Annotated in this window: 25 protein-coding genes; 4 read left to right on the top strand and 21 right to left on the bottom strand. The window is 62.5% G+C overall.

Annotated features, from left to right (window positions below; all coding sequences use genetic code 11):
- Window positions 1-98 precede the first annotated feature (98 nt).
- From NKH73_RS30100 to coxB, 8 genes are all read right to left on the bottom strand, one after another.
- Complete coding sequence (locus tag NKH73_RS30100; protein ID WP_352938639.1) at window positions 99-896, bottom strand: SURF1 family protein; 798 nt, start codon at window positions 894-896, stop codon at window positions 99-101.
- Entirely contained in the window at window positions 893-1,279 is a 387-nt protein-coding gene (locus NKH73_RS30105) for a DUF983 domain-containing protein (RefSeq protein ID WP_352938642.1), read from the bottom strand. The genes NKH73_RS30100 and NKH73_RS30105 overlap by 4 nt, the downstream gene beginning before the upstream one ends.
- Before the next feature lie 80 nt (window positions 1,280-1,359).
- Window positions 1,360-2,241: a cytochrome c oxidase subunit 3 gene (locus tag NKH73_RS30110; protein WP_352938645.1), complete on the bottom strand. Its 882-nt coding sequence runs from the start codon at window positions 2,239-2,241 to the stop codon at window positions 1,360-1,362.
- Between the two features lies 1 nt (window position 2,242).
- On the bottom strand, window positions 2,243-2,884 hold the full coding sequence (locus NKH73_RS30115; RefSeq protein ID WP_352938648.1) for a cytochrome c oxidase assembly protein: 642 nt from the start codon (window positions 2,882-2,884) through the stop codon (window positions 2,243-2,245).
- A gap of 8 nt (window positions 2,885-2,892) precedes the next feature.
- Window positions 2,893-3,060: a cytochrome c oxidase system small membrane protein gene (locus NKH73_RS30120; protein ID WP_502894124.1), complete on the bottom strand. Its 168-nt coding sequence runs from the start codon at window positions 3,058-3,060 to the stop codon at window positions 2,893-2,895.
- Window positions 3,057-3,998, bottom strand: a complete 942-nt coding sequence (locus NKH73_RS30125; RefSeq protein WP_352938650.1) for a heme o synthase — start codon at window positions 3,996-3,998, stop codon at window positions 3,057-3,059. Before NKH73_RS30125 ends, NKH73_RS30120 begins: the two co-directional genes overlap by 4 nt.
- A gap of 77 nt (window positions 3,999-4,075) precedes the next feature.
- Window positions 4,076-5,728: a cytochrome c oxidase subunit I gene (gene ctaD, locus NKH73_RS30130; protein WP_095486177.1), complete on the bottom strand. Its 1,653-nt coding sequence runs from the start codon at window positions 5,726-5,728 to the stop codon at window positions 4,076-4,078.
- 37 nt (window positions 5,729-5,765) lie between these two features.
- Complete coding sequence (coxB, locus tag NKH73_RS30135) at window positions 5,766-6,650, bottom strand: cytochrome c oxidase subunit II (protein ID WP_352938654.1); 885 nt, start codon at window positions 6,648-6,650, stop codon at window positions 5,766-5,768.
- Window positions 6,651-7,024: 374 nt separating this feature from the next.
- Here coxB and NKH73_RS30140 point away from each other — a divergent pair, with 374 nt between their 5' ends.
- A complete protein-coding gene (locus NKH73_RS30140) occupies window positions 7,025-7,597 on the top strand; it encodes an invasion associated locus B family protein (protein WP_352938656.1) in 573 nt (190 codons plus the stop codon).
- 139 nt (window positions 7,598-7,736) lie between these two features.
- A complete protein-coding gene (gene tldD, locus NKH73_RS30145; RefSeq protein WP_352938658.1) occupies window positions 7,737-9,149 on the top strand; it encodes a metalloprotease TldD in 1,413 nt (470 codons plus the stop codon).
- A gap of 38 nt (window positions 9,150-9,187) precedes the next feature.
- Here the strand turns inward: tldD and NKH73_RS30150 are convergent, their stop codons facing one another.
- From NKH73_RS30150 to NKH73_RS30195, 10 genes are all read right to left on the bottom strand, one after another.
- Complete coding sequence (locus NKH73_RS30150) at window positions 9,188-9,694, bottom strand: RES family NAD+ phosphorylase (protein WP_352938660.1); 507 nt, start codon at window positions 9,692-9,694, stop codon at window positions 9,188-9,190.
- Window positions 9,687-10,055: an antitoxin Xre/MbcA/ParS toxin-binding domain-containing protein gene (locus NKH73_RS30155; RefSeq protein ID WP_126103242.1), complete on the bottom strand. Its 369-nt coding sequence runs from the start codon at window positions 10,053-10,055 to the stop codon at window positions 9,687-9,689. The genes NKH73_RS30150 and NKH73_RS30155 overlap by 8 nt, the downstream gene beginning before the upstream one ends.
- Before the next feature lie 96 nt (window positions 10,056-10,151).
- Window positions 10,152-11,393, bottom strand: a complete 1,242-nt coding sequence (locus NKH73_RS30160) for a class I SAM-dependent RNA methyltransferase (RefSeq protein WP_352938663.1) — start codon at window positions 11,391-11,393, stop codon at window positions 10,152-10,154.
- A gap of 5 nt (window positions 11,394-11,398) precedes the next feature.
- Window positions 11,399-12,184 carry a TlyA family RNA methyltransferase gene (locus NKH73_RS30165; RefSeq protein ID WP_352938665.1) on the bottom strand — a complete coding sequence of 262 codons (786 nt, stop codon included), beginning with the start codon at window positions 12,182-12,184 and terminating at the stop codon, window positions 11,399-11,401.
- Between the two features lie 79 nt (window positions 12,185-12,263).
- A complete protein-coding gene (gene dxs, locus NKH73_RS30170; RefSeq protein ID WP_352938667.1) occupies window positions 12,264-14,204 on the bottom strand; it encodes a 1-deoxy-D-xylulose-5-phosphate synthase in 1,941 nt (646 codons plus the stop codon).
- A 106-nt stretch (window positions 14,205-14,310) separates the two neighbouring features.
- A complete protein-coding gene (locus tag NKH73_RS30175) occupies window positions 14,311-15,231 on the bottom strand; it encodes a pirin family protein (RefSeq protein WP_352938669.1) in 921 nt (306 codons plus the stop codon).
- Window positions 15,232-15,241: 10 nt separating this feature from the next.
- Window positions 15,242-15,508 carry a DUF2277 domain-containing protein gene (locus NKH73_RS30180; RefSeq protein ID WP_126039692.1) on the bottom strand — a complete coding sequence of 89 codons (267 nt, stop codon included), beginning with the start codon at window positions 15,506-15,508 and terminating at the stop codon, window positions 15,242-15,244.
- 96 nt (window positions 15,509-15,604) lie between these two features.
- Window positions 15,605-15,856, bottom strand: coding sequence for an exodeoxyribonuclease VII small subunit (locus NKH73_RS30185; protein WP_352938671.1), 252 nt, complete (start codon window positions 15,854-15,856; stop codon window positions 15,605-15,607).
- A 3-nt stretch (window positions 15,857-15,859) separates the two neighbouring features.
- On the bottom strand, window positions 15,860-16,786 hold the full coding sequence (locus NKH73_RS30190; protein ID WP_352938674.1) for a histone deacetylase family protein: 927 nt from the start codon (window positions 16,784-16,786) through the stop codon (window positions 15,860-15,862).
- A gap of 113 nt (window positions 16,787-16,899) precedes the next feature.
- Window positions 16,900-17,565 carry a TetR/AcrR family transcriptional regulator gene (locus NKH73_RS30195; protein WP_352938677.1) on the bottom strand — a complete coding sequence of 222 codons (666 nt, stop codon included), beginning with the start codon at window positions 17,563-17,565 and terminating at the stop codon, window positions 16,900-16,902.
- A 118-nt stretch (window positions 17,566-17,683) separates the two neighbouring features.
- Between NKH73_RS30195 and NKH73_RS30200 the strand changes: the two genes are divergently transcribed.
- Window positions 17,684-18,907 carry an MFS transporter gene (locus NKH73_RS30200; protein WP_352938680.1) on the top strand — a complete coding sequence of 408 codons (1,224 nt, stop codon included), beginning with the start codon at window positions 17,684-17,686 and terminating at the stop codon, window positions 18,905-18,907.
- Window positions 18,908-18,967: 60 nt separating this feature from the next.
- On the opposite strand, the gene ribB is transcribed toward NKH73_RS30200, so the two are convergent.
- Both ribB and aroC read right to left on the bottom strand, forming a co-directional pair.
- Complete coding sequence (ribB, locus tag NKH73_RS30205; RefSeq protein WP_352938683.1) at window positions 18,968-20,068, bottom strand: 3,4-dihydroxy-2-butanone-4-phosphate synthase; 1,101 nt, start codon at window positions 20,066-20,068, stop codon at window positions 18,968-18,970.
- Window positions 20,069-20,169: 101 nt separating this feature from the next.
- Window positions 20,170-21,270 (bottom strand): chorismate synthase, encoded by a 1,101-nt coding sequence (aroC, locus tag NKH73_RS30210; RefSeq protein ID WP_352938685.1) that lies wholly within the window; start codon window positions 21,268-21,270, stop codon window positions 20,170-20,172.
- A 277-nt stretch (window positions 21,271-21,547) separates the two neighbouring features.
- On the opposite strand from aroC, the gene NKH73_RS30215 reads away from it, so the two are divergent.
- Window positions 21,548-21,802 (top strand): DUF1344 domain-containing protein, encoded by a 255-nt coding sequence (locus NKH73_RS30215; protein WP_352938687.1) that lies wholly within the window; start codon window positions 21,548-21,550, stop codon window positions 21,800-21,802.
- Window positions 21,803-22,013: 211 nt separating this feature from the next.
- Here the strand turns inward: NKH73_RS30215 and NKH73_RS30220 are convergent, their stop codons facing one another.
- A complete protein-coding gene (locus NKH73_RS30220) occupies window positions 22,014-22,301 on the bottom strand; it encodes a hypothetical protein (protein ID WP_352938689.1) in 288 nt (95 codons plus the stop codon).
- Between the last annotated feature and the right edge of the window lie 234 nt (window positions 22,302-22,535).

A 22,535-nucleotide genomic window follows, 5' to 3' on the forward strand; every position in this document is an offset into this window, starting at 1 on the left:
TAGAGCCGTTCGTGGAACGGCTCTACCTCTTTGTTTCAACGCAATTCCGGACGGAAAACCGTTCACACTTTTCCTGGAATTGCTCTGACACTTTCAACCTACGCATCGTGCTTTCCGAAAATCGATTCCGATTTTCGGGCCGATGCGTCTTTCGCCGGGCGGCGAAGCATGAAGATGAGGACGCCGGCAAGGGCAGCGGCAAGGCCGTACCAGGTTACGGCGTATTGCAAATGGCTGTTCGGCAGGTCGATGATCGTAACGCCGCCGACCGGCAGCCCGCCCGGGTTCGGCGTGGCGTCCGCGTCGATGAAGAATGGAACCAGTCCCGCTCCGGCCGGCAGGCTCGCGCTTGCCGCCATCGCATCGCGATCCTTCCAGTAAAAGATGTTCTTTCGCGGATCATTGTCTGGAAGCATCATCGATGGCTTCGCCGGCAGCGGGTTGCGGGCGAGCCCCGTCACCGTCACCTGGCCCGCACCCTGGCTTTGCGGGCGCTTGGCCGCATCCTTGAGATCGTAGGGCACGAAGCCGCGATTGATCAGGGCGAAGCGGCCATCCTCCAGATGCAAGGGTGTGAAGACATTGAAGCCGGACTGGCCTTGCCAGGTCGCGAAGAAATGTCGCTCGCCCTCATGCAGGAAAGTACCGGTCACGGTCACCGGCATGTAGTCGACATCGCCGGTGGCGGCAAACCGCTTTTCGACTTCCGCCAACGGCACAGGCGCCGAATGCGTGCGCTCGTTTATGGTCTGGAGAAGACCCTCTTTCCAGTACAGGCGCTGAACTTGCCAGGTGCCGAGCGCCAGCAGAATGACGAACAGCACGAGGCCGAGGCCAAGCAGCAATGCCATCTTCGGCCGCGAACGGCCCGCGACCGAATCGGATGTCGCGTTCATTCGCCGAGATCCAGCCTGCCCTCGGCTGCCTTATTGCGATATTGCAGGGTCAAGAGCACGCCCTTGATCAGCCTGAGCGCCCCAAGGCATAGCACCAGTGTCAGCGGTATCCACAGCACGAGATGCAGCCAGAGCGGCGGACTAAGCGTCACCTCCATCCACAACGCCAGCCCGACGACGACGAAGCCGATGATCAGGATGACGAACACTGCCGGCCCGTCACCGGCATCCGCGTAGGAATAGTCGAGACCGCAATTGGCGCAGCGTTTGCCGACGGTGAGAAAGCCGGAAAACAGTCGTCCCTCGCCACAGCGCGGGCAGCGGCCGTGCAGGCCGGCCGAAATCGGATCGACCGGGGGCCAGATCGCCTTGTCGTCGCTCATTCCGATACCTTAGTGCCCTTCGCTCCAAAAGATAAGGCGGCCACGTCGCCGCAGCCGCCCCTCAATTCGTCAAGAAGATTTCAGTGGCCTTCGATCACCGCGCCGGCCGAAGCCCAGACATAGATGGACGCGAACAGGAACAGCCAGACCACGTCGACGAAGTGCCAGTACCAGGCGGCGGCCTCGAAGCCGAAATGCTGCTTCGGCGTGAAATCACCCTTCATCGCGCGGACCAGGCAGACCAGCAGGAAAATGGTGCCGATGATGACGTGGAAGCCGTGGAAGCCGGTCGCCATGAAGAAGGTGGCGCCGTAGATCGAATCCCTGAAGCCGAACGGCGCGTGCATGTACTCGTAAGCCTGCACCATGGTGAACAGCATGCCGAGGCCAACGGTCAGCACCAGGCCGTTGATCAGCCCCTTGCGGTCGCCATGAAGCAGCGCGTGGTGCGCCCAGGTCACCGTGGTGCCAGACAGAAGCAGGATGACGGTGTTGTAGAGCGGCAGGTGGAACGGGTCGAGAACTTCGAGGCCCTTGGGCGGCCAGACACCGCCGGTGAAGGCGGCGCGGGCGTATTGCTGTGTCTCTCCGGGAAACAGGCTGGCGTCGAAGAACGCCCAGAACCAGGCGACGAAGAACATCACCTCGGAAGCGATGAACATGATCATGCCGTAGCGCAGATGCAGCGACACGACACGTGTGTGGTGGCCTTCATGCGCTTCCTTGATGGTGTCTGACCACCAGGCGTACATCGTGTAGATGACGATCAAGAGGCCGATGTAGAACAGCCAGGGATTGGCGATGTTGAAGCCGAAGATGGGGAAATCGCCGCCCTTGAGATACTGCATGTAACAGACGCCGCCGATCGCGGTGACCAGCGCGCCGACCGAGCCAAGGAACGGCCACGGGCTCGGGTCGACGAGATGGTAGTCATGTTGTGGTCTTGCATGCGCGTCTGCCATATCAACCCCCGAGGCTTCCTTCGGTATGTGAAACTTTGTTGCTTGGGCCTTCGGCCGGCGCTGACGCCGCCACGGGCTTGTTCTTCTCGTTCTTCTCGACCGGGAACATCGTGTAGGACAGGGTGATCGTCTTCAAGTCCTTCAGCTCCGGCGCGTTGACGATGTCGGGATCTACATAGAACACGACCGGCATGTCCAGCGTCTCGCCAGGCTTCAGCGTCGTGTCGGTGAAGCAGAAACACTCGACCTTGTTGAAGTAAGATCCCGCCAGTTCGGGCTGCACGTTGAAGGTGGCGCGGGCGGTGGTGGCGCGGTTGAACTTGTTGGTCGCGCTGTAATGCGCCTGGGCCGTTTCGCCTATCTTGATGGTGACCGAGCGGGCGACCGGCTCGAATTGCCATGGCACGCCCGCCGTGTTGGCGTCGAAGCGGATGGTGATGTCGCGGTCGAGCACGCGGTCGGCATATTGCTGCGTTGCACGTCTCACGGTGCCACCGTAACCGGTCGCCTGACAGAACATCGCGTAGAGCGGCACCGCGGCATAGGCCATGCCGATCATGCCGCCGAAAAAGGCTATGCAGACGCCGGCGACAATGCGGTTGGTGTTCTTCTTTTGAGGATGGGTCACTGTTTGGCGGTTCATCTTGAGCCTCACATCGTTCCGGTGAGGTTGTGACCGAACTTAACGACGGTCGCGATATAGAAGATGACGACAAGCACCGCCAGCGCCAGGCCGATGGCTACCGAGCGGTTGCGCCGGGCCTTCTGCTGGCGTTCCGTCAGCGTGACGAGTTCAAGCTTTTCGTCGGCCATGATCATGCTCCGCCAGCCAGCACGCGCCCGATGACGCAGTCGGCAAGATAGATGGCGAAGATGGCGAAGAGATAGAGCAGCGAGTAACCGAACAATGCCTTGGCCGGCTTCATCACATCGTCGTCGTCCGCCATCTGCAGCACTTTCCACGCATACCAGACGAAGCCGGCGCCAAGCAGCACCGCAGCGACGCCGTAGACGGGTGTGGTGAAACCAAGCACCCATGGCAGCACGCCAACCGGCGCAAGGATTAGCGCGTAGGCGAAGATCTGGCGTCGGGTCGAAGCTTGGCCGGCGACATTCGGCATCATCGGGATGCCGGCCCTGGCATAGTCCTGCGACTTGAAGAGAGCGAGCGCCCAGAAATGCGGCGGCGTCCACAGGAAGATGATCAGGAACAGGACGACGCTTTCCAGGCTGACCGTTCCGGTCACCGCGGCCCAGCCGATCACCGGCGGAATAGCGCCGGCAGCACCGCCGATGACAATGTTCTGCGGCGTCCAGCGCTTCAGCCACATCGTATAGACGACGGCATAGAAGAAGATGGTGAAGGCCAGGAGCGTCGCCGACAGCCAGTTGACCAGCACGCCGAGCGTCATCACCGACAGCACCGACAGCACCAGGCCGAAACTCAGTGCCTCGCCGGGCCGGATGCGGCCAGCCGGCACCGGACGGCCGGCGGTCCTGGTCATCACTGCATCGATGTCGGCGTCATACCACATGTTGAGCGCGCCCGAGGCGCCAGCACCAATGGCAATAGCCAGGATAGCGACCACCGCCAGAAGCGGATTGATGGTCACAGGAGCCGCGACCAGGCCGACAAAGGCGGTGAACACCACCAGCGACATGACGCGCGGCTTCAACAGGGCGAAGAAATCGCCCGCCGTTGCTTCCGACATGCGAAAGCCCGGTTCGTCAGTCAATGTGTCGTCGACAAGGGCCATGCGTACTTAAAGTCCATTATTCCGTTGGCCAAAACCGCCGGGCGGACCGGCGGTTCCGCATTCGTCCAGGCAGAAGCCTATTTGATCTTCGGCAGCTGTTCCCACTGATGGAAAGGCGGCGGCGAAGGCAACTGCCATTCGAGCGTCGTTGCACCCTCGCCCCATGGGTTGGCGCCGGCCACCCGCTTCTTCTGGAAGGCCTCGAATACGCCATAGAGGAAGATGACCACGCCGACAGCCGAAATGTACGACCCGTAGGACGACACCATGTTCCAGCCGGCAAACGCATCGGGATAGTCGATGTAGCGACGCGGCATGCCGGAGAGGCCGAGGAAATGCTGCGGAAAGAAGACGAGGTTGACGCCGACGAAGGTGACCCAGAAGTGGGTGTTGGCGATAACAGGCGAATACATGTAGCCGGTCATCTTCGGGAACCAGTAGTACCAGCCGGCGAAGATGGCAAAGACCGCGCCCAGCGACAGCACATAGTGGAAATGTGCGACCACGTAATAGGTGTCGTGCAGCGGGCGGTCGAGACCGGCATTGGCAAGCTGGACGCCGGTAACGCCGCCGACGGTGAACAGGAAGATGAAGCCGATCGCCCACAGCATCGGGGTCTTGAGCGAAATCGACCCGCCCCACATGGTGGCGATCCACGAGAATATCTTCACGCCCGTCGGCACCGCGATAACCATGGTGGCGAAGACGAAATAGCGCTGCGTGTCGAGCGACAGGCCGGTCGTGTACATATGGTGCGCCCAGACGATGAAGCCGACCGCACCGATCGCGACCATGGCATAGGCCATGCCGAGATAGCCGAAGATGGGCTTCTTAGAGAAAGTCGAGACGATATGGCTGACGATGCCGAAGCCCGGCAGGATCAGGATGTAGACTTCCGGGTGCCCGAAGAACCAGAACAGGTGCTGGAACAGGATCGGGTCGCCACCGCCATCCGGCGCGAAGAAGGTGGTGCCGAAATTGCGGTCGGTCAAAAGCATGGTGATGCCGCCGGCCAGAACCGGAAGCGACAACAGCAGCAGGAAAGCGGTGATCAGCACCGACCAGGCGAACAGCGGCATCTTGTGCAGCGTCATGCCGGGCGCGCGCATGTTGAAGATGGTGGTGATGAAATTGATGGCGCCCAGGATCGACGATGCGCCGGCGATGTGCAGCGACAGGATCGCAAGATCCATTGCCGGTCCCGGCTGGCCCGATGTCGATAGTGGCGGATAGATCGTCCAGCCGCCGCCGACGCCGTAGGCGCCAGGCGCGCTCGGCACGAAGGCCGAGATGATCAGCAGGATGAAAGCCGGTGGCAGCAACCAGAACGAGACGTTGTTCATGCGCGGGAAAGCCATGTCGGGCGCGCCGATCATGATCGGCACCATCCAGTTGGCGAAGCCGCCGATCAGCGCCGGCATGACCATGAAGAAGATCATGATCAGCGCATGCGCGGTGGTGAAGGCGTTGTACATGCTCTTGCCGCCGTCGAGCGCAGCGTCGGCGTTCAAGCCGTAAACCATCTGCGCCAGTCCAGTGAAGATCTGGATTCCCGGCTCCTGCAGTTCCATGCGCATGACGACCGAAAGGGCACCGCCGACGCAGCCCGCCATGATAGCGAAGATCAGATAGAGCGTCCCGATATCCTTGTGGTTGGTCGAATACACCCACCGGACCCAGCCATGATACGGCTTATGGTCGTGATCGTCGTGAGCTGCAGCGTCTGCCATGTTCGGCTCCGTTCCCTGATCTTTTCTGGTCGCGGCATCAGTTGCCGGCGGCCGCTACCTTATCTTTGCTGTCGACCTCGGCCATCAGCGCCTTGTTGGCGCCGGGAAGGTCGGTGCCGGCTGCCGCCAGCCAGGTCTTGTACTGGGCATCGGAGACGACGCGGATCGCGATCGGCATGAAAGCGTGGTCCTTGCCGCAGAGCTCCGAACACTGGCCGTAATAGAGGCCTTCCTTTTCCGCCTTGAACCAGACCTCGTTGATGCGGCCCGGAACCGCGTCGGTCTTGATGCCGAAGGACGGCATGGCGAAGGCGTGGATCACGTCTGCCGCTGTCACCAGCACGCGGGTCATGGTGTTGACCGGCACCACCATCTCGTTGTCGACGGCGAGCAGGCGCGGATAAACGCCGCGATCTTCCTTGCCGGCCGCAGCGCGGTCAGAATCCGCCAGGATCGCCGAATTGAAGGAAAGCGTGTTTTCGGTCTGGTATTCGTAGTCCCAGTTCCACTGGTTGCCGGTCGCCTTGACGGTCAGCTTGGCTTCTTCCGGCGGCGTGTATTGCGCGGTCAGAAGCTGAAACGAAGGAATGGCGAGACAGAGCAGGACGACGACCGGCCCGACCGTCCAGATCACCTCGATCAGCGTGTTGTGGCTGGTGCGCGACGGGGTCGGATTGACGCTGGCGCGGAATTTCACGATGCAATAGGCGATAAGAGCGAGCACGAAGAGGGTGATCGGCACGATGAACCACAGCGTGTAGTGCTCGAACCAGGCGATCTGCCGCATCATATCGGTGGCGGCGGGCTGGAAGGTCACCTCCCACGGCGCAGGCTGGGCGGCATGGGCGGATGCACCAGTGAACAGCGTGGCGGCGGCCCAAGCGCTTGCTAGGAATTTGGCGCCTGCTAGGAATTTTCTCATTGCCCTCATTATCTCCCAGTTCCTCGCGATCGGACCGCAAGAATATCGAACAACGCCGGGACGGGAATCCCGGACAGTCCCGAGGCTGGTTCAAACCATACTCTATTTGCCTCTGCAAGAAAGGAGCGGAGGAAACCGTGCGGCATTTTTGCGCGCAAGCGCGGCTGCGTCTTTTGGCTGCGGCCTCGGCGTGGGCCGATCGCGGAAGCCCTAGCGGCGGAGTGTCCCGGCAAAATGCGCCAGGCGGTCGCAATTCTGGCGAATTTGGCACAGAAAAGCGCATAATTGCTTTGGTCGAAGCGGACCGGCAGTGGTCTCGTCCTTTACTTGCCCTTGGCGCGGCTTAAAGTGCCGTGATTCGCAATGGAGCCGTCATGAACTCTTGGCTTTGGGCAATGAGGCCTTCGAGGCTTGGACTTTCGAGAAGCTTGGCCAAGGTCATCTTTCTCGCCGCCGTGTCTTGCGGCTTGTCTGGCATTGGCCTGTCCGGCGTCAGCCAGGCCAATGCCGCGCAGCCAAGCGGCAAGGTGCGGTCGACGCATGGCGCGTGGTCGATCATCTGCGACACGCCGGCCGGCGCCACATCGGAACAATGTGTGATGATGCAGAACGTCGTCGCCGAGGACCGTCCCGAGATGGGGCTTTCCGTCGTCGTGCTGCGCACCGCTGACAACAAGGCCGAAATCCTGCGCGTTCTGGCGCCGCTCGGCGTGCTGCTGCCCAATGGACTCGGCCTCAATGTCGACGGCAAGGACATCGGCCGGGCCTATTTCGTGCGCTGCTTCCAGGACGGCTGCTACGCCGAGGTCATTCTCGAAAAGCCGCTGCTCGACACGCTGAAGACTGGAACATCGGCTACCTTCATCGTCTTCCAGACGCCGGAGGAAGGCATCGGCATTCCCGTCGAGCTCAAGGGTTTCGCCGACGGTTTTGCCGCCCTGCCCTGATCCGGTCAGAACCTTAAAATCCTACCAACGAAAAGAGATTGTGACCGGCTTAAGCGATGACAGTGGTCATTGCCGATTGTCTGGGCGCACCTTCGCGCCTACATCGTGGGGACAATCTCTTTCCACGGACGGAACCGCCATGAACAGCCTCATCGGCCAATTCGATATTTCCGACGATCGCATCAAGCAGATCGTCGCCGAGACCATCAACGGTGCCGATGACGGCGAGTTGTTTCTCGAATACAGCGAAAGCGAAGCGCTGATGTTCGACAATGGCCGGCTGAAGACCGCCAATTTCAATACCGACCAGGGTTTTGGGCTGCGTGCCGTCGCCGGCGAAGCCAGTGGCTACGCGCATTCCAGCGATCTTTCCGAAGCATCGCTGCTGCGGGCGGCCGACGCCGTTTCGACGGTCAAGGGCGGCTATTCCGGCACGCTTGCCGCAGCACCCGCCCGCACCAACCGCCATCTCTATGGCGAAGAGAACCCGATCCCCTCGCCCTCCTTCGAGGCCAAGGCCAAGCTCCTTCAGGAAATCGATGCGTGGCTGCGAGCCGAGGACCCGCGCGTGCGGCAGGTGACGGCGTCGCTCGCCGCCTCCTGGCAGCATGTCGAGATCGTGCGCGCCGACGGCCAGGTGGTGCGCGACATCCGCCCGCTGGTCAGGATCAACGTGTCGGTGGTGGTCGGCAATGGCGACCGCCAGGAGAGCGGCGCCTACGGCATGGGCGGGCGCAAGGCGTTTGGCGAATTCCTGGTCGAGGAGAGCTGGAAGCACGCGGCCAAGGAGGCGCTGCGACAGGCGCTGGTCAACCTCGAGGCTATTCCGGCGCCCGCCGGCACCTTTGACATCGTCCTCTCCAGCGGCTGGCCGGGCGTGATGCTGCATGAGGCCGTCGGCCACGGGCTGGAAGGCGACTTCAACCGCAAGAAGACATCGGCCTTCGCCGGGCTGATGGGCCAGCAGGTGGCCGCGAAAGGTGTCACGGTCGTCGACGACGGCACCATGGCCGAACGGCGCGGCTCACTGACCGTGGATGACGAAGGCACGCCGTCGGCCCGCAACGTGCTGATCGAAGACGGCAAGCTTGTCGGCTATATGCAGGATCGCCAGAACGCCCGGCTGATGGGCATGAACGCCACCGGCAACGGACGGCGCGAAGGCTACGCACACCAGCCGATGCCGCGCATGACCAATACCTACATGACCTCAGGCGACATGGAGCCGGACGAAATCATCGCCTCGGTCAAGAACGGCGTCTATGCCGTCTCCTTCGGCGGCGGCCAGGTCGACATCACCTCAGGCAAGTTCGTGTTCGGCTGCACCGAGGCCTACATGATCGAGAACGGCAAGGTGACGCAGCCGATCAAGGGCGCCATGCTGATCGGCAATGGGCCTGACGCCATGCACCGCGTTTCGATGATCGGCAACGACATGAAGCTCGACACCGGCATCGGCATGTGCGGCAAGGCCGGCCAGGGCGTGCCGGTCGGCGTCGGCCAGCCACATCTCAGGATGAACCAGATGACGGTCGGCGGAACGCGGGTTTGAGCGGCCAGCCGTCGAGGCAGACCTGTTTGAAACTCCCGTTATAGCCACGAAGCCGGCGTTTTCGGCAGGCGATGGTCGGGATCGATGATGTCGAGGCGCGGCGCATCGTCCTCATTCCATCGCCAGAGCGCGATGCATGTACCACCGGGCGACATGAAGGACGGATAGATCACTCCGTGCAGCCCGCCGGCAAGCAGCCGCGCACGCAGCGTGTGCGCTTCAGGCACCAGGCCTCGATCCATGATGTCGCGCCATTCGCATCGGTGAATATCCGCCGTTACGCCAAGCTTAGCCAGCGTATCGGCGTCGGTCAGGTCGGCCAGCCGCGCGCCTGAAAGTTCGAGTTGGGCGATCAACGCCGGATGCTGGACGAAGCCCTGATTGTATTCGGCCCAGGCGGTGGACAATTCCCGTGCCGCATAGATCGTTGGGGCGCCCAGCGGATTCCAGCGTCCGCCGAAGCGGGCAGCACCCTCACCGGAAAGCGGCAGATGCGCCCAACGTGGTACGAAGGCACGCCATAGGCTCAACCTGGTTTCAGGCATAGATGCCGGAGCGGACTGCCTCCAGATAGGCAAGGACCTTATCCGTCTTGCCTTCCCGAACCAGATCGTAGGCGGTCTTGCCGGCCCAGCCGGGGATCGGCTGATGCTTGAACCAGATCGCCGCACGCTGCTCATTGCCGGCCATTTCGCCCGCCATCGCCAGAATGCGAACGACGGGACTAAGTGCAGCGTCGACCTTGCGGGCGCCGGCCTTGGCGGCAAGTGTGTTGCGCGCGACACCGATCAGGCCGGCCAGTTCCGTCAGGTTGACGCCGAGCAGTTCGGCGACCCGCCTTGCCGAGAGAAACGGCGTGCGCTCCTCGCCGAAGCGCGACGCTGGAATGTCGAGGGCTACTGCCATGGCGATTTCCTACCGCGTTTTGACAACATCTCGTCAAAATATGCTCAACCAAGGCGCATTTCAAGCTCAATGGATGCCAAACTGCATTCCTGGACGCTATCGCCTTCGCCTCGGCTTCTCCAACAGCGCGACGGCCTCGACATGCGGCGACCACAGGAACTGGTCGATCGGCGTCACGCTTTTCAGCACATAGCCGCCGTCGATGAGGATGCGCAGGTCGCGCGCCAACGTCACCGGATTGCAGGAGACTGCGGCGACGAGCGGCACATCGGAACGGGCGATCTGCTTCGACTGGTCCTCCGCACCGGCGCGTGGCGGATCGAAGACAACGCCGTCGAAGGCATTCAGCTCCTTGAAAGTCAGCGGCCGCCGGAACAGGTCTCGGCGTTCGCTGGTCACCCGCTTCAGGCCGCTAGCGAAACGAAAGGCGCGGTCGAGAGCTGCAAGGGCCGGCGCGTCACCCTCCACCGCGTGGACTTCCGACTTCGCGGCGAGGCGTAGTGCAAAGCTGCCGCAGCCGGCGAAGAGATCGGCGACCTTTTTGGCGCGCGCGAGGTGCCGGCCGACGATGTCCGCCATCGCCTGCTCGGCGGCCTCGGTGGCCTGCAGGAAGGCGCCCGGCGGCACCGCGACAGCGACGTCACCGAACATGACAACCGGCTTTTTGGGCTCGATGATGATCTCGCCGTCGATCGAAAGCCTGGCCAGCCCCTGAGCGATGACGAAGTTGGAGGCGACGCGCCGCTGGTTCTCGCCAAGCTTGCCGGACTCGTGAACTGCGACATCGAGGCCAGAACCGGTCACCGTGACCGTCATGCGGAATGATTTCGTCGTTGCGCAAACCAATTCGGCGAGTGCTTTCAGACGGTCGAGGCTTGCGACGATCTCGGGCAGAGAGATCGGGCATTCCTCGATGGAAATGATTTCCGACGACAGCGCGCGAACGAAGCCGAGCCGCATGCCGGCCTCGCTCCGCCGGGCGGTGAACACGACGCGCCGGCGCGTCTGCGGCGCGCATGGCACCAGCGCGTCAATGTCGCAGGCGATGCCCTTGCTGCTGAGCGCATGCGCAACCTTGTCGCGCTTCCACCGATGATAGGCTTCGGCCTCGATATGCTGGATGGCGCAGCCGCCGCATTCGGTGAAATGCCGGCAGGCGGGATCGATGCGAAGCGGCGAAGCCTCCAGCACCGACATCAGCGTGGCGCGGTCCTTTTCGCGCGCTGCGGTGACGGTTTCACCGGGCAGCGTGAACGGAATGAAAAGTTCGCCGGTTTCGGTCTCGGCAACGCCGTCGCCCTGGGAGCCCAGTCTTGTGATCGTGAAGCGCGCGTTCATCGGCCTCAGATCCCCCTGTTCTCGGCTCTGGCGTCCTTGCTCCCGGCGAGCAGGAATTCGCGATTGCCGTCGCCGCCCTCGATTGGCGACAGAAGCAGGCCTAGCGAGCGCCAGCCGGGGATGCCGTCGAGCCAATCTTGCAGTAGGCCGGCAATCCGCGCGGCATCGTAGGGGTCTTTCAGCAAGCCGCCCTTGCCGATCGCCTCACGGCCCGCCTCGAATTGCGGCTTGACCAGAAATATTGCTCTGGCGCCGCTCCTGGCAATGGCGAGCGCAGGCGGCAGCGCCAGTTTCAGCGAGATGAAACTGACATCACAGACGATGAAATCCGGAATGCGATCCGCAAGATCGGCTGCCGACAGATCACGGGCATTCAGGCCCTCGATCACCGTCACGCGCGGGTCACCAGCGATATCCGGATGGATCTGGCCATGGCCGACGTCGATCGCCGTGACATGTGCTGCGCCGCGTTCGAGCAAGACCTGAGTGAAGCCGCCGGTCGAGGCGCCGACGTCGAGCGCTTCGCTGCCGGCGGGATCGAGACCGAAATGGTCGAGCCCGGCGATCAGCTTCAGCGCCGCGCGCGACACGTAACCCTGCGCCGGATCATCGATGGCGATGAGGCAATCCGCCAAGACGGTCTGGCCGGGCTTGCGGGCGATGACACCATCGACCATCACCGTGCCGCGCTCGATCGCGTCACGGGCACGAGAGCGGCTGGGGAACAGGCCGCGCGCGACGAGCAGTTCGTCGAGCCGCTGGCGTATGCTGGCTGGCAAAGGGGAGTTCATCGGCTTTCATGGCGAAAGCCGGTCACGAAGGCAAGGGAAGACAACGAACATCTTCGGAAAGCCGCGTCAGGCCGCCAGATCAGGCGCTTTGCGCGCTGGCGGTGTGTCCCAGCGCCAAGAAGACCGTGCGCACGATGCCGGCAGCGTCCAGCCCGGCGTCGGCGTACATCTTCTCGGGCTTGGCGTGATCGACGAAGGTGTCGGGCAACACGAGCGGGCGTACCTTCAGGCCGTTTTCCAACAGCCCTTCATGCGCCAGGAATTGCAGCACGTGGCTGGCGAAGCCACCGACCGCGCCCTCTTCCACTGTTACCAGCACTTCGTGCGAGCGCGCCAGCCGCCGGATCAGATCCTCATCGAGCGGCTTGGCGAAACGAGCATCGGCGACCGTGGTGGAAAGCCCTGCCGCACCGAGCTCCTCGGCCGCAGACAGGCAATCCTGCAACCGCGTGCCGAAGGAGAGCAGGGCGACCTTGGTGCCTTCCCTGACGATGCGACCCTTGCCGATTTCGAGTACGGAGCCGCGCTCCGGCATATCGACGCCAACGCCGTTACCGCGCGGATAACGGAAAGCGATGGGGCCGTCATCATAGCTTGCCGCCGTGCGCACCATGTGGCGCAGTTCCGCCTCGTCCGCCGCGGCCATGACGACGAAACCAGGCAGCGTCGCCAGAAAGGTCGTGTCGAAGGCGCCGCAATGGGTCGCCCCGTCGGCGCCGACGAAGCCGGCGCGATCGATCGGAAAGCGCACCGGCAGTTTCTGGATCGCCACGTCATGGACGACCTGATCGTAGGCGCGCTGCAGGAAAGTCGAATAGATTGCGGCAAAAGGCTTGAAGCCTTCCGTGGCAAGGCCGGCGGCAAAGGTCACCGCGTGCTGCTCGGCGATGCCGACGTCGAAGGTTCTCGCCGGGAACGCCTCGCCAAAAAGGTCGAGGCCGGTGCCTTGCGGCATGGCGGCGGTGACGGCGACGATGCGATCATCCTCCCGGCCTTCCTGAATCAGGCTTTCGGCAAAGACCTTCGTGTAGCTCGGCGCGTTGGCCGGCGCCTTGGCCTGCGCGCCGGTGATGACGTCGAACTTGTTGACACCGTGATATTTGTCGGCGGCCGCCTCGGCCGGCCCATAGCCCTTGCCCTTCTGGGTGACGACGTGGATCAGCACCGGGCCGTCGGCATTATCGCGGACGTTCTTCAGCACCGGGATCAGGTGCTCGAGATTGTGACCATCGATCGGGCCGATGTGGTAGAAACCCATTTCCTCGAACAATGTGCCGCCGGTGACGTAGCCGCGCGCATGTTCGACCGCTCGCTTGATGGCGCGATCGGCGCGTTCACCCAGATAGGAAGTCAGCTTCTTGCCGAAATCGCGCAAGCCCAGATAGGCCTTGCCCGACGCAAGGCGGGCCAGATAGGCGCTCATCGCGCCGGTCGGCGGCGCGATAGACATGTCATTGTCGTTGAGGATGACGATCAGCCGGGCATCGAGTGCGCCGGCATTGTTCATAGCCTCATACGCCATGCCGGCCGACATGGCGCCGTCGCCGATGACGGCAATGACATTGTTGCGGCCACCGGAGAGGTCGCGCGCCATTGCCATGCCGAGCCCGGCGGAAATGGAGGTCGAGGAGTGGGCGGCGCCGAACGGATCGTATTCGCTCTCGGCGCGCTGGGTGAAACCGGACAGGCCGCCCTCTTGTCGCAGCGTGCGGATACGGTCGCGGCGGCCGGTCAGGATCTTGTGCGGATAGGCCTGGTGACCGACATCCCAGATCAGCCGGTCGTCGGGCGTGTTGAAGACATAGTGCAACGCGACCGTCAGTTCGACCACGCCAAGACCAGCGCCGAGATGTCCGCCGGTGTGGGACACCGCATCGATCAATTCGGTGCGAAGCTCCGATGCCAACTGCGGCAGATCACCCTCGTCAAGCGTCCTGAGGTCGGCCGGGATGCGGACCTTGTCGAGAAGCGGCGTATGGAGCTTTGCGTTCACTGGCGGTGGGGCCTGCTTTTTATTCATACGCGAAATAGGCCGCTGGCCGGCGAATGTAAATGCGTGTCAATGACGCGGTGTAAATCCAAAGTGCTAGAGCGCCCTCAGCGCATCCAAAAAGATGCTTAGCATTCTAATTATCCGGCAGCGGAATGAACTCTTCTTCATCCCCAGGAACGATGTCGAAGCGGCCTGTCTTCCACTCTTCTTTGGCCTGTTCGATGCGTTCCTTCGACGACGACACGAAATTCCACCAGATGTAGCGCTTGGAGCCGAGCGAGGCGCCGCCGAACAGCATGAAATGCGCTCCGCCCTCCGACGACACGACGATCTCGTCGCCGGGCCGGAACACCAGCAGCCGCTCCGCCGGAAAGCGGTCGCCGGTAATCGAAACCTCGCCTTCCAACGTATAGATGGCGCGCTCTTCGGCATCGGAAGGGATCTTCACGCTGGCACCTGGTGCCAGGCGGAGGTCAGCGTAGAGCGTGTCCGATGCGGTCGCAACCGGAGACCGCATCCCGGAAAAGGCGCCGATGACGACGCGCCCGCTGATGCCGTCGGCATCGATCTCGGGCAGGCGGATGGCCGCCGTATTCTCGAAAATCGGGGCGACCTCCTCCTTGTCGTCGGGCAGCGCCAGCCATGTCTGCAGGCCTGAAACCGACATAGGCGCGCCGCGCAGCTCTTCCGGCGTACGCTCGGAATGGACGATACCGCGGCCGGCGGTCATCAAATTCACGTCGCCGGGCTGGATTACCATTTCGGTACCGAGCGAATCGCGGTGTCGGATCTTGCCGTCGAACAGGTAAGTCACCGTCGACAGGCCGATATGCGGATGCGGACGGACGTCGAGCGCCTGGCCGGCCCGCAAAATGGCCGGGCCCATGCGGTCGAAGAAGATGAAGGGACCGACCAGCCGGCGCCTTGCGGTCGGCAAAGCGCGGCGGACCTGGAAGCCGCCAATGTCCTTAGCGTTCGGAACGACCATCAGTTCGATCTGGTCGCTGGCGAAGGCATCGCCGGCCTGCGGGTCGTTTCCAGGGAAGAAACTCATGCGGTCTTCCTCAGGCGAAGCGGAGTGCGGACCTGGCTTTCGCCTTGGCCGCCACCTCTTCGCGATTGCGCGGATGCTGCGTCGTCTCGAGGCTGTCGAGCAGTTCGCGTGCCGATGCGGCAATGGCCTCGACAGCATGATCGAACGCATGCTGGTTCTGTTTCGACGGCCGCGTCGTTCCGCTCAGCTTGCGGACGAACTGAAGTGCGGCATCGCGGACCTCGTCATTGGTTGCCGGCGGATCAAAATTGAACAGGGTCTTGATGTTTCTGCACATTGCTTTCCGGACCTCCGTGTCTCGCTTTTATCCTCGCTTTGAGCATGATCTTGTCCGAAAATCGGTTCGCTAACGCAACCTTCGGGTGGATCATGCTTACTCCGCGTCCAGCGGCTCTGTCCCGACCGGCTTGCCGTCGCGCGAAAGCCTGATCTTCTCGACCTTGTCCTCGGCCGCCTTGAGCAGCCGATCGCAATGCACCTTCAGTGCCTCGCCGCGCTCATAGATGCGGATCGACTGGTCAAGCGGCACGTCGCCGCGCTCCAGATCATCGACGATTTTCTCCAGTGCGTCGAGCGCCTGCTCGAAGCTCATCGCCTTGACGTCTTCGTTGGTCTCACCATCCATCGTCTATCCTTTCATCAGTCGCCCGACATGGGCGGCGACCGAAAATGCCAATCCCTGCAGATCGTAGCCGCCCTCAAGCAGGCTGACGAGCCGGTTGTCGCTGTGGCGACCGGCTCGCTGCATCAACTGGCCGGTCGCCCAGTCGAAGTCGTCCTCGGTCAGGTTGATCTCGGCCAGCGGATCGCGGTGATGCGCGTCGAAACCGGCGGAGATTATGATGAGGTCGGGCGCGAAATTGTCGAGCGCCGGCAAGATACGCGACAGGAAAGCATCGCGGAAAACTTCGCTGCCGGTCTGCGGCGCCAGCGGCGCGTTGACGATGTTGCCGGCCCCGGTCTCGCTCACGGCCCCGGTCCCTGGGTAAAGCGGCATCTGGTGCGTCGAGCAATAGAGCACCGACGGATCGTCCCAGAAAATGTCCTGCGTGCCATTGCCGTGGTGCACGTCCCAGTCGACGATTGCGACGCGCTCGGCCTGGTGCTGCCTTTGCGCGTAGCGCGCCGCGATCGCCGCGGTGTTGAACAGGCAGAAGCCCATGGCCGTGGTCTTTTCGGCGTGGTGGCCGGGCGGCCGCGCAGCGACAAAAACATTATCGGCGCGCCCCCGATAAACGTCATCGACGGCCGCGTTGGCGGCACCTATTGCCGTAATCGCAGCTTGCCAGCTTTTCGGGCTGGCGGTGGTGTCGGCGTCGACGCGAGCGATACCGGTATCCGGTATCGCTGCGCGGACCCGATCGACGAATTCCTGCGGGTGCGCGTAGAGAACGGTCGCCTCGTCGCCTTCCGGCGCCTCGGCACGATCAAGCGCGGCAAAGGCCCCGTCGTCGAGCACGCGTTCGATGGCGCGCAGGCGGTCCGGCCGCTCCGGATGACCGGGCGGCGTTATATGCTCAAGAAAGATCGGATGGGTATAAAGCCTTGTGACCATGCCCCGATATAGGCGCGCCCGGCGGCTTTGACCATGTTTTGACGCCACCAAAGGCAGACGTTCAACAGGCTTTAGATGCCGGGTGCTGGTTAGATCTAGCGCGAGCCGTCCTATTATGCCCCGACCTCCGCTCGGGGATGGCCCTCTTCTCCAATCTCAGCCAGTACTTGCGGACGACCAGGCCTGCGGCCTTGCTTGAGCAGCCCCTCTAAAAGCACATTAAACGCCTTCACCGCCTTTTTCGACGTCGCTTCAGGATCCTCCGAATTTGCGATCCACTGCGCCGCATGCAGCGAGGCGCCGCTGACCAGCCTTGCTGCGGCTTCGGGATCGACGGCAACGATGGTTCCCTCGTCCCTTAGCTTTTGAAGGTTCTCGCTCATCGAGCGGATGCATACGTTCTGGCTCGGCCATTGCGAAGGATCGCCGAGCACCGCCGGCCCATCGCGAAGCACAATACGCTGAATCTCCGGTTCCAGCGCCATCTCGATGTAGGCGGTGCATTCGTCGACAAAACCCTGCCAGAGAGTGTCCGCCCTGGCCGAAACGATTTTCAGCCGGGCCAACATTTCCGCATCGATCTCGGCGATAACTGCCTGGAGAAGGCCCTTCTTGTCGCCGAAGTGGTGATAAAGCGCGCCGCGCGTCAGCCCGGCCGATGCGGTGAAGTCGTCCATCGAGGCCTCGGCATAGCCGACAGTGCCAAAGGCATGGCGCGCCGCAGCGACCAGCTTGGCGCGGGTCTCGGTGATCATCTCTTTGCGTGGTTTGTGCGCCATTGCCCCTTCTTTCTCATACGCCTCGTATATTAATTGACATACGCCCCGTATGCCATTATCTGATTTGCATACGCCACGTATATAAGTGGCCCGGCCTCAAAAATCCAGGAGTATTCACATGCCCAATCCCTATCGCGAAATCTTCAAGGCAAGGGGAGCCAAAGGCTTCGCCGCTGCCGGCTTCGTTGCCCGGATGCCGATGGCCATGGCTCCGATCGGGATCGTCGCGATGCTGTCGCAGACACATGGCGAGTACTGGCTGGCCGGCGCCGTCTCCGCGACATATGCGCTGGCCAATGCTTTTGCCGCGCCGCAGATATCGCGGCTGGTCGACCGGCTCGGCCAGGCTCGGATTGTGGTGCCCACCACCGTCATTTCCGTGCTCGCTTTTGTAGTGCTGATTGCAGCGGCCAATCAGGACTGGCCGATATGGACACTGTTCGCGTCAGCGCTGCTGGCCGCCGCGATGCCCAGCATCCCCGCAATGGTGCGCGCGCGCTGGACAGAGCTCTTCCGGGATCGCCCCGAGATGAACACCGCGTTCGCTTTCGAGTCGGCGGCCGACGAGCTGGTCTACATCTCCGGGGCTTCGCTGTCGGTAGGCCTGAGCGTCGCCCTTTTCCCGGAAGCGGGAATGTTGGCGAGCACGTTGTTTCTCGCCTTCGGCTCGACCGCCTTCATCATGCAGCGCTCGACCGAGCCGCGAGTGCGACCGGTGGAACTTGGTTCGGGCGGCTCGGCAATCCGCCTGCGGCCAGTCCAAATCATCACCTTGGCCCTGATCTTTATCGGCGCGACCTTCGCAACCACGGAGGTGAGCACCGTCGCGATCACCAAGGAGCTCGGCCAGCCGGGCGCCGCCAGCCTCGTCATCGGCGTCTACGCGCTCGGATCGTTCGTGGTCGGTATTGTCATCGGTGCCCTGAACCTGAAAACGCCGCTGCAAATTCAGCTCGCCATCGCGGTCGCAATCATTGCGCTCACCGCGCTGCCGCTGCTCGTCGCCGACACGGTGCCTCTTCTGGCGCTGGCCGTCTTCGTCAGCGGCGTAGCGATCTCGCCGACCTTCATCACGGCATTCGGCCTGATCGAGCGGCGCGTGCCGGAGGCGATGCTGACTGAGGGTGTCACCTGGGTGATGACCGGCATAGGCATCGGCATGGCGCTCGGCTCCTTCGCCGCCGGCTGGGTGGTGGACGCCTTCGGCGCGCAGAGCGGGTTTCTGGTGTCGGTGGCGGCGGGCGCAATCGCGCTGGTCATCGTGCTCGCCGGCCAGCGCAGCCTTGCCACACGGGATTGCGACACCTCCGCATGCGAGGCAGCCGCGGTTCCTGCTGAATAATGTCCGGCTGTACGTCCGGTCCCGACAGGGCCGGACGAATGCCAGCGTCGCTGGGCCCGCCTAGAGGATCTCGGTGTTGGCGATATGGATGCCAAAACCTTCCAACCCGACATAATGGCGTTCGCGCGAAGCGATCAGGTTGATCGAGGAAATGCCCAGATCCTTCAAGATTTGCGCGCCGAGACCGATCTCGCGCCATTCGTTTTCGCGGCGACGCGCCTCTTCATGATCCTCGCGGTCGCCGGCAGCCGGCCGGTTGCGCTCCTGATGGGCGACGCCGACCGAGCCCTCGCGCAGATAAACGATGACGCCGCGCTTGCGCTCCCCCATCGATTTCATGATGCCGTCCAGCCTGTGGCTGGTGCCGAAGACGTCGGTCACCACGTCCTCGGAATGCAGCCGCACCGGCACCTCCTCGCCGTCGCGGATATCGCCGAAGACGATCGCCACATGGTGCATCGAGTCCCAGGGCAGCGTGTAGGTAAAGACCTGCGCCTTGCCGCCAGGCGTGTCGATTTCGGAACAGGCAACGCGCTCGACCAGCGTTTCCTTGCGCTGGCGGTAGGCGATGAGGTCGGCGACCGAAATCTGCTTCAACCCGTTCTTTTCGGCGAAGGCCTGCACCTGCGGTCCGCGCATGACGGTACCGTCGTCGTTGACCAGCTCGGAAATGACGCCGATCGGCGGCAGGCCGGCGAGCTTGCAGAGGTCGACCGCAGCCTCGGTGTGGCCCGAACGCATCAGCACGCCGCCTTCCCTAGCGATCAGCGGAAAGATGTGGCCGGGGCGGACGAAGTCGGAAGCGCCGACATTGCCGTTGGCGAGGTTGCGCACGGTCAGCGTGCGGTCGTCGGCCGAAATGCCCGTTGTGGTGCCGTGCTTGAAATCGACGCTGACGGTGAAGGCGGTGGTGTGGGCCGAATCATTGTCGGCGACCATCGGCTGCAGGTTGAGCCGCTTGGCTTCCTCGCGCGGCATCGGCGTGCAGACGATGCCGGAGGTGTTGCGGACGATGAAGGCCATCTTCTCCGGCGTGCAATGGACGGCCGCGACGATCAAATCGCCTTCGTTCTCGCGTCCATCATCGTCCATGACGACGACAATCTCGCCGCGTTCGAAGGCGCGCAGAGCTTCGACGATTTTCTTCTGGTCGTAAGGCATGGGCGCTCGTTTCACTCGCAGGGAGTAGGGGAATAGGGCAGTAAGAGAGTAGGGGAAAGGAAAAAATGACTGGGGGCTCAGCGACAACGGGCCCTACTGCCCTACTGCCTTCCCGTCTGTCCCCGATGACGCAAATAGTGATCGGCGATCGCGCAGGCAACCATCGCCTCGCCGATCGGCACGGCGCGGATGCCGACACACGGGTCGTGCCGGCCCTTAGTCATGATCTCGATGTCGTTGCCGTCCTTGTCGATCGACTTCCGCGGGGTCAGGATCGACGAGGTTGGCTTGACGGCAAAGCGGGCGACGATCGCCTGGCCGGTCGAGATGCCGCCGAGGATACCGCCGGCATTGTTGGACAGGAAGACCGGCTTGCCGTCATTGCCCATGCGCATCTCGTCGGCATTCTCTTCGCCGGTGATGAGGGCGGCCTCGAAGCCGTTGCCGATCTCGACACCCTTGACGGCGTTGATCGACATCAGGCCCGAGGCGATATCCTGGTCGAGCTTGGCGTAGATCGGCGCTCCGAGGCCTGCCGGAACGCCGTCGGCAACGATCTCGATAACCGCACCGACCGACGAACCCGCCTTGCGGATGCCGTCGAGATACGCGGCGAACACGGCGACTGAGGCCGGATCGGGCGTGAAGAACGGGTTTTCGGCATCGCCGACGAAATTCCAGTTCCAGTTGGCGCGGTCTATTCGTTTTTCGCCCATCGACACCAATGCGCCGCGCACGGTCATGCCGGGCACGACCTTGCGGGCCAAGGCTCCGGCCGCCACCCGCGCCGCCGTCTCGCGGGCCGAAGAGCGGCCGCCACCGCGATGATCGCGCAGGCCGTATTTGGTGTCGTAGGTATAATCGGCATGACCCGGCCGATACTGGCGGGCGATCTCGCCATAGTCCTTGGAGCGCTGGTCGACATTCTCGATCATCATCGACACCGGCGTGCCGGTGGTGATCATGGTCTCGCCGTCCTCATCCAGGATGAAGCCGGACAGGACCTTGACCTCGTCGGGTTCGCGGCGCTGCGTGACAAAACGCGATTGACCGGGACGGCGCTTGTCGAGCTCGGCCTGAATCTCCTCCAGCGTAAAGCGGATGCCGGGTGGACAGCCGTCGACCACGCAGCCGAGCGCTGCGCCATGGCTCTCGCCCCAGGTGGTGACGCGGAAAAGATGGCCAAACGTGTTGTGAGACATGGATCCAGCCCTGCCGGCATCGGAGCCAGCTTAGCGCATGACCCTGAAAATCGGAGCGACTTTCGGAAAGGATCCTGCGCAAATCAAAAGTGCTACAGCGTCTTTTGCGCGTCAGGACGCGCGGCGCTGTAGTCTGCGTTCTATTGGCGTTTTCCGCAGTGGTCAAACTGTGATGCGGCGGATTTAGTTTTGACACATTCGGTTGGTTTCTGGTCTGCTCCATCTGCCCGTTGAACACCCGCCGCCACCGTGCCGGCGCAATGATAAGAGGACGATGATGCGTATCCTGATCGGCGCCGTTGCCGCCACATTGCTGATTTCCACCGCCGCCTTCGCCGGTCAAACCGAGGGACTGATCAAGGCGGTCGACAAGGAAACGCTGACGCTGACACTCGACGACGGCAAATCCTACAAGCTGAATCCCGAAACCGATCTCGAAGCGCTGAAACCCGGCATGGATATCGTGATCGCCTATGACGAGACAAACGGCGAGAACATCATCACCGACATGCAATTGCCGGATGGCGATTAAACCGAATAGAGTCTTCCCAGCGGGTCATCCCGAAGCCGGCAGGTGGAAACGAGCACACAGCGACATAGGCGCCACGGGAATACTGGTCATCGAACGACCGAAATTTGCCGAAAACGGAACGTCCGCTGTCAGGGCGCTGCACCACGGCGGCGACCAGCCCTATACGATGTCGCAGGCGATCGACGCGACGGGGCAAGGCCCTAACCTGACTCTATGCTCTCTTCACGATTCTCGGTTTAGTCGTTCGGCGGGGTTGAGCAGCGCCCTCAAGGGCCAAGGCCAACCGCTTCTCGTCTTCGATGGCGCGATCGACTGCCTCAATTTCCTCTTGGAGCGCCTTCAACTCGGCTCCGTAGCTGGAGCCGTCGCTGTCCCCGATCTGAAAGCCACTTGCCCGCATTGCGTCGCGAGTATGATGGACGTTACGGACACCTTCGCGTCGAGTTGTGACCAGGATTTCCCTGAACTCTCCAAGACGTTCAACGTGATTGCGAGTCATTGCGTTCTCCTATTTCGCCGTCAGAACGGCTAAAACTTACGGAGATACTCTCGACAAAGCATGAGTGCGGAAGCTCAAATTTGAACGTCTTGCAATGACGTGGAGCGCGGCAGGCAGAAAATTGGCTTGGGACCGACCACCGAGCAGGTGCTAGAGCGTTTCATCTCTTGAGAGAATCGTAGGATTCCCAAAGCGGCGTGATTGTGATTCAAGATGCTGGCTGGACGGAGGCCA

It is taken from the genome of Mesorhizobium sp. M0938 (assembly GCF_040319125.1).
Classification (GTDB): Bacteria; Pseudomonadota; Alphaproteobacteria; order Rhizobiales; family Rhizobiaceae; genus Mesorhizobium; species Mesorhizobium robiniae.

Coding starts and splice junctions, on each gene's coding strand:
- NKH73_RS30100 (WP_352938639.1), bottom strand. CDS start 896: ATGAACGCGACATCCGATTCGGTCGCGGGCCGTTCGCGGCCGAAGATG.
- NKH73_RS30105 (WP_352938642.1), bottom strand. CDS start 1,279: ATGAGCGACGACAAGGCGATCTGGCCCCCGGTCGATCCGATTTCGGCC.
- NKH73_RS30110 (WP_352938645.1), bottom strand. CDS start 2,241: ATGGCAGACGCGCATGCAAGACCACAACATGACTACCATCTCGTCGAC.
- NKH73_RS30115 (WP_352938648.1), bottom strand. CDS start 2,884: ATGAACCGCCAAACAGTGACCCATCCTCAAAAGAAGAACACCAACCGC.
- NKH73_RS30120 (WP_502894124.1), bottom strand. CDS start 3,060: ATGATCATGGCCGACGAAAAGCTTGAACTCGTCACGCTGACGGAACGC.
- NKH73_RS30125 (WP_352938650.1), bottom strand. CDS start 3,998: ATGGCCCTTGTCGACGACACATTGACTGACGAACCGGGCTTTCGCATG.
- ctaD (WP_095486177.1), bottom strand. CDS start 5,728: ATGGCAGACGCTGCAGCTCACGACGATCACGACCATAAGCCGTATCAT.
- coxB (WP_352938654.1), bottom strand. CDS start 6,650: ATGAGAAAATTCCTAGCAGGCGCCAAATTCCTAGCAAGCGCTTGGGCC.
- NKH73_RS30140 (WP_352938656.1), top strand. CDS start 7,025: ATGAACTCTTGGCTTTGGGCAATGAGGCCTTCGAGGCTTGGACTTTCG.
- tldD (WP_352938658.1), top strand. CDS start 7,737: ATGAACAGCCTCATCGGCCAATTCGATATTTCCGACGATCGCATCAAG.
- NKH73_RS30150 (WP_352938660.1), bottom strand. CDS start 9,694: ATGCCTGAAACCAGGTTGAGCCTATGGCGTGCCTTCGTACCACGTTGG.
- NKH73_RS30155 (WP_126103242.1), bottom strand. CDS start 10,055: ATGGCAGTAGCCCTCGACATTCCAGCGTCGCGCTTCGGCGAGGAGCGC.
- NKH73_RS30160 (WP_352938663.1), bottom strand. CDS start 11,393: ATGAACGCGCGCTTCACGATCACAAGACTGGGCTCCCAGGGCGACGGC.
- NKH73_RS30165 (WP_352938665.1), bottom strand. CDS start 12,184: ATGAACTCCCCTTTGCCAGCCAGCATACGCCAGCGGCTCGACGAACTG.
- dxs (WP_352938667.1), bottom strand. CDS start 14,204: ATGAATAAAAAGCAGGCCCCACCGCCAGTGAACGCAAAGCTCCATACG.
- NKH73_RS30175 (WP_352938669.1), bottom strand. CDS start 15,231: ATGAGTTTCTTCCCTGGAAACGACCCGCAGGCCGGCGATGCCTTCGCC.
- NKH73_RS30180 (WP_126039692.1), bottom strand. CDS start 15,508: ATGTGCAGAAACATCAAGACCCTGTTCAATTTTGATCCGCCGGCAACC.
- NKH73_RS30185 (WP_352938671.1), bottom strand. CDS start 15,856: ATGGATGGTGAGACCAACGAAGACGTCAAGGCGATGAGCTTCGAGCAG.
- NKH73_RS30190 (WP_352938674.1), bottom strand. CDS start 16,786: ATGGTCACAAGGCTTTATACCCATCCGATCTTTCTTGAGCATATAACG.
- NKH73_RS30195 (WP_352938677.1), bottom strand. CDS start 17,565: ATGGCGCACAAACCACGCAAAGAGATGATCACCGAGACCCGCGCCAAG.
- NKH73_RS30200 (WP_352938680.1), top strand. CDS start 17,684: ATGCCCAATCCCTATCGCGAAATCTTCAAGGCAAGGGGAGCCAAAGGC.
- ribB (WP_352938683.1), bottom strand. CDS start 20,068: ATGCCTTACGACCAGAAGAAAATCGTCGAAGCTCTGCGCGCCTTCGAA.
- aroC (WP_352938685.1), bottom strand. CDS start 21,270: ATGTCTCACAACACGTTTGGCCATCTTTTCCGCGTCACCACCTGGGGC.
- NKH73_RS30215 (WP_352938687.1), top strand. CDS start 21,548: ATGCGTATCCTGATCGGCGCCGTTGCCGCCACATTGCTGATTTCCACC.
- NKH73_RS30220 (WP_352938689.1), bottom strand. CDS start 22,301: ATGACTCGCAATCACGTTGAACGTCTTGGAGAGTTCAGGGAAATCCTG.